Annotated in this window: 3 protein-coding genes; all 3 read right to left on the reverse strand. The window is 60.6% G+C overall.

What is annotated here, in order from left to right; translation table 11 throughout:
- Nucleotides 1–36 precede the first annotated feature (36 nt).
- The 3 genes from folD to AC2FJC_RS23785 are packed head-to-tail and all read right to left on the reverse strand — an operon-like array spanning nucleotide 37 to nucleotide 3019.
- Entirely contained in the window at nucleotides 37–927 is an 891-nt protein-coding gene (folD, locus tag AC2FJC_RS23775) for a bifunctional methylenetetrahydrofolate dehydrogenase/methenyltetrahydrofolate cyclohydrolase FolD (protein ID WP_496742190.1), read from the reverse strand.
- 52 nt (nucleotides 928–979) lie between these two features.
- On the reverse strand, nucleotides 980–1285 hold the full coding sequence (locus AC2FJC_RS23780) for a chorismate mutase (protein ID WP_058272292.1): 306 nt from the start codon (nucleotides 1283–1285) through the stop codon (nucleotides 980–982).
- 57 nt (nucleotides 1286–1342) lie between these two features.
- Nucleotides 1343–3019, reverse strand: coding sequence for a formate--tetrahydrofolate ligase (locus tag AC2FJC_RS23785; protein ID WP_496742192.1), 1677 nt, complete (start codon nucleotides 3017–3019; stop codon nucleotides 1343–1345).
- Between the last annotated feature and the right edge of the window lie 19 nt (nucleotides 3020–3038).

The following is a 3038-nucleotide window of genomic DNA, read 5'->3' on the forward strand; positions in this document are numbered from 1 at the left end:
CGTTAGGGCGCATTTTTTGCGCCCTAACGAAACAGGTCAGGCTGTGAGGCCTTCTGGTTCTGGGAGTTTGTTTGCGCGGCAGGCGGCGGTGAGTGTGTTGGCCAGCAGGCAGGCGATGGTCATGGGGCCGACACCTCCGGGGACCGGGGTGATGGCGCCGGCGCGTGCGGCGGCGCTGGCGTAGTCGACGTCACCGACCAGTTTGTTCTTGCCATCGCGTTCAATGCGGTTGATGCCCACGTCGATGACGGTGGCGCCTTCTTTGATCCAGTCACCGGGCACCATTTCGGGGCGGCCAACGGCGGCTACGACGATGTCGGCGCGGCGCACAACATCGGGCAGATCCTTGGTGCGGCTGTGCGCGATGGTCACGGTGCAGCTGTCACCCAGCAACAGCTGCGCCATCGGCTTGCCCACGATGTTCGAACGACCAATCACAACTGCATCCATACCGGACAGCGAGCCATGGTGGTCGCGCAGCATCATCAGGCAGCCCAGCGGGGTGCAGGGCACCATCGATTTCTGACCGGTGCCCAGCAGGCCCACATTCGAGATGTGGAACCCGTCCACATCCTTGGCCGGGTCGATCGAATTGATCACCAGATCTTCGTTCAGATGCTTGGGCAGCGGCAATTGAACCAAGATTCCGTGCACAGCCGGATCGTTGTTCAGCTTGTCGACCAGCGCCAGCAGGTCCTCTTCCGAGGTATCGACATCCAGCTTATGCTCGTACGAGTTCATGCCGACCTCAACGGTCATCTTGCCCTTGGAGCGGACATAGACCTGGCTGGCCGGGTCTTCGCCGACCAGAACCACGGCCAGGCCGGGGGTGATGCCGTTTTCCTCTTTCAGCTTTGCGACCTGATCGGCCACTTGCGCGCGCACTTTGGCCGCAAAGGCCTTGCCGTCGATAACCTGGGCTACCATCCTTTGATCCCTTCTTTCAAAAACGGATCGGGCGCGTGAAGCGCCCGGTCATTCAGTCCGGGCCGAGAACACGTTCCTCACGTGCAATCGACCAGTCAATCAACATGCGCCACAGTCTTTCGGCCAAATCCGGATCCATTCCCAGCTCGGCCGAGCTTGCGCGCACGCGGTGCACCACGTCTTCGACACGGTCCGGAATACGGGCAGGCAGGCCCTCGCCCGGCTTCAGCTCGGACGCGCGGTCAATGTAGCCTGCGCGCGCCACCAACATTTCGATCAGTTGGCGGTCCAGCTTGTCGATCTGAACCCGCAGATCCTGCATCGTTGCACAGTCTTGCGGCGGTGTCAGAGTGGGCATCGCGATCTCCTCATGGCCCGGGAAAACCCCGGACCACGAGATGTCCTATTCGGCGGCTTAGAACAAGCCCTCGATCTCACCTGCGTCATTGAGGCAGATGGTTTCCGCAGCCGGTTTGCGTGGCAGACCGGGCATGGTCATGATCTCACCGCAGACAACCACGATGAAGCCGGCACCCGCGCTCAGGCGCACCTCACGCACCGGAACTGAATGACCGGTGGGCGCGCCGCGCAAGGTCGGATCGGTCGAGAACGAATACTGCGTCTTGGCCATGCAGACCGGCAGATTGCCGTATCCGGCCTCTTCCCATTCACGCAGCTGGTTGCGGATCTTGTTGTCGGCCAGAACCTCGTCGGCGCGGTAGATGCGCTTGGCGATGGTTTCGATCTTCTCGAACAGCGGCATGTCATCGGGATAGATCGGTGCGAAGTTGGCACTGCCGCCTTCGACGATCTCGACAACCTTCTCGGCCAGCGGCGCAGAGCCTTCCGAGCCCAGCTCCCAGTGACGCGACAGAACCGCCTCAACCCCATGCTTGGCGCAATAGTCGCTGACCGCCTGCACTTCGGCATCGGTGTCGGTGACGAAGTGGTTGATGGCAACCACAACCGGCACGCCAAAGGATTTCACGTTCTCGATGTGACGGCCCAGGTTGGCACAGCCCGAGTTGACCGCGTCGACATTTTCCGCACCCAGATCGGCCTTGGCAACGCCGCCGTTCATCTTCATCGCACGCACGGTGGCAACCAGCACCACTGCAGACGGCGCGATGCCCGCCTTACGGCACTTGATGTTCATGAACTTCTCAGCACCCAGATCGGCACCAAAACCGGCCTCAGTCACAACGTAGTCAGCCACTTTCAAAGCAGTCTTGGTGGCAATGACCGAGTTACAGCCATGCGCGATATTGGCGAACGGGCCACCGTGGACAAAGGCCGGGTTGTTTTCCAGCGTCTGCACCAGGTTCGGTTGCATCGCGTCTTTCAGCAGCACGGTCATTGCGCCTTCGGCCTTGATGTCGCGGCAGTAAACAGCGGTCTTGTCGCGGCGATAGGCCACGATGATGTCACCCAGACGCTTTTCCAGATCCTTCAGGTCGTTGGACAGGCACAGGATCGCCATGACCTCGGACGCCACGGTGATGTCAAAGCCGGTTTCGCGCGGGAAGCCGTTCGACACACCACCCAGGGACGCCGTGATCTGACGCAGGGCACGGTCATTCATATCGACCACGCGACGCCATGCGACGCGGCGTACATCGATCTCGGCTTCATTGCCCCAGTAAATGTGGTTGTCGATCATCGCCGACAGCAGCGAATGCGCCGAGGTGATCGCGTGGAAATCCCCGGTGAAGTGCAGGTTCATTTCCTCCATCGGAACAACCTGCGCGTAACCGCCCCCTGCAGCGCCGCCCTTCATGCCGAAGTTCGGGCCCAGCGAGGCTTCGCGGATACAGATCATCGCATTCTTGCCAATGCGGTTCAGACCATCACCCAGGCCAACGGTCGTGGTCGTCTTACCCTCACCCGCGGGGGTCGGGTTGATCGCGGTGACCAGCACCAACTTGCCGTCTTCTCGACCCTGAACCGAGTTGATGAACTCCTGGCTGACCTTTGCTTTGTCATGGCCGTAGGGCAGCAGATCAGCAGAATCGATGCCAATCTTAGCGCCAATTTCCTGAATAGGCTTCTTCTGCGCCTCGCGCGCAATTTCAATGTCCGATTTATAGCTCATTGGGCAAAACCCCCGGTTG

The organism is Ruegeria sp. CDSB117 (assembly GCF_059611005.1).

Coding starts and splice junctions, on each gene's coding strand:
- AC2FJC_RS23780 (WP_058272292.1), bottom strand. CDS start 1,285: ATGCCCACTCTGACACCGCCGCAAGACTGTGCAACGATGCAGGATCTG.
- folD (WP_496742190.1), bottom strand. CDS start 927: ATGGTAGCCCAGGTTATCGACGGCAAGGCCTTTGCGGCCAAAGTGCGC.
- AC2FJC_RS23785 (WP_496742192.1), bottom strand. CDS start 3,019: ATGAGCTATAAATCGGACATTGAAATTGCGCGCGAGGCGCAGAAGAAG.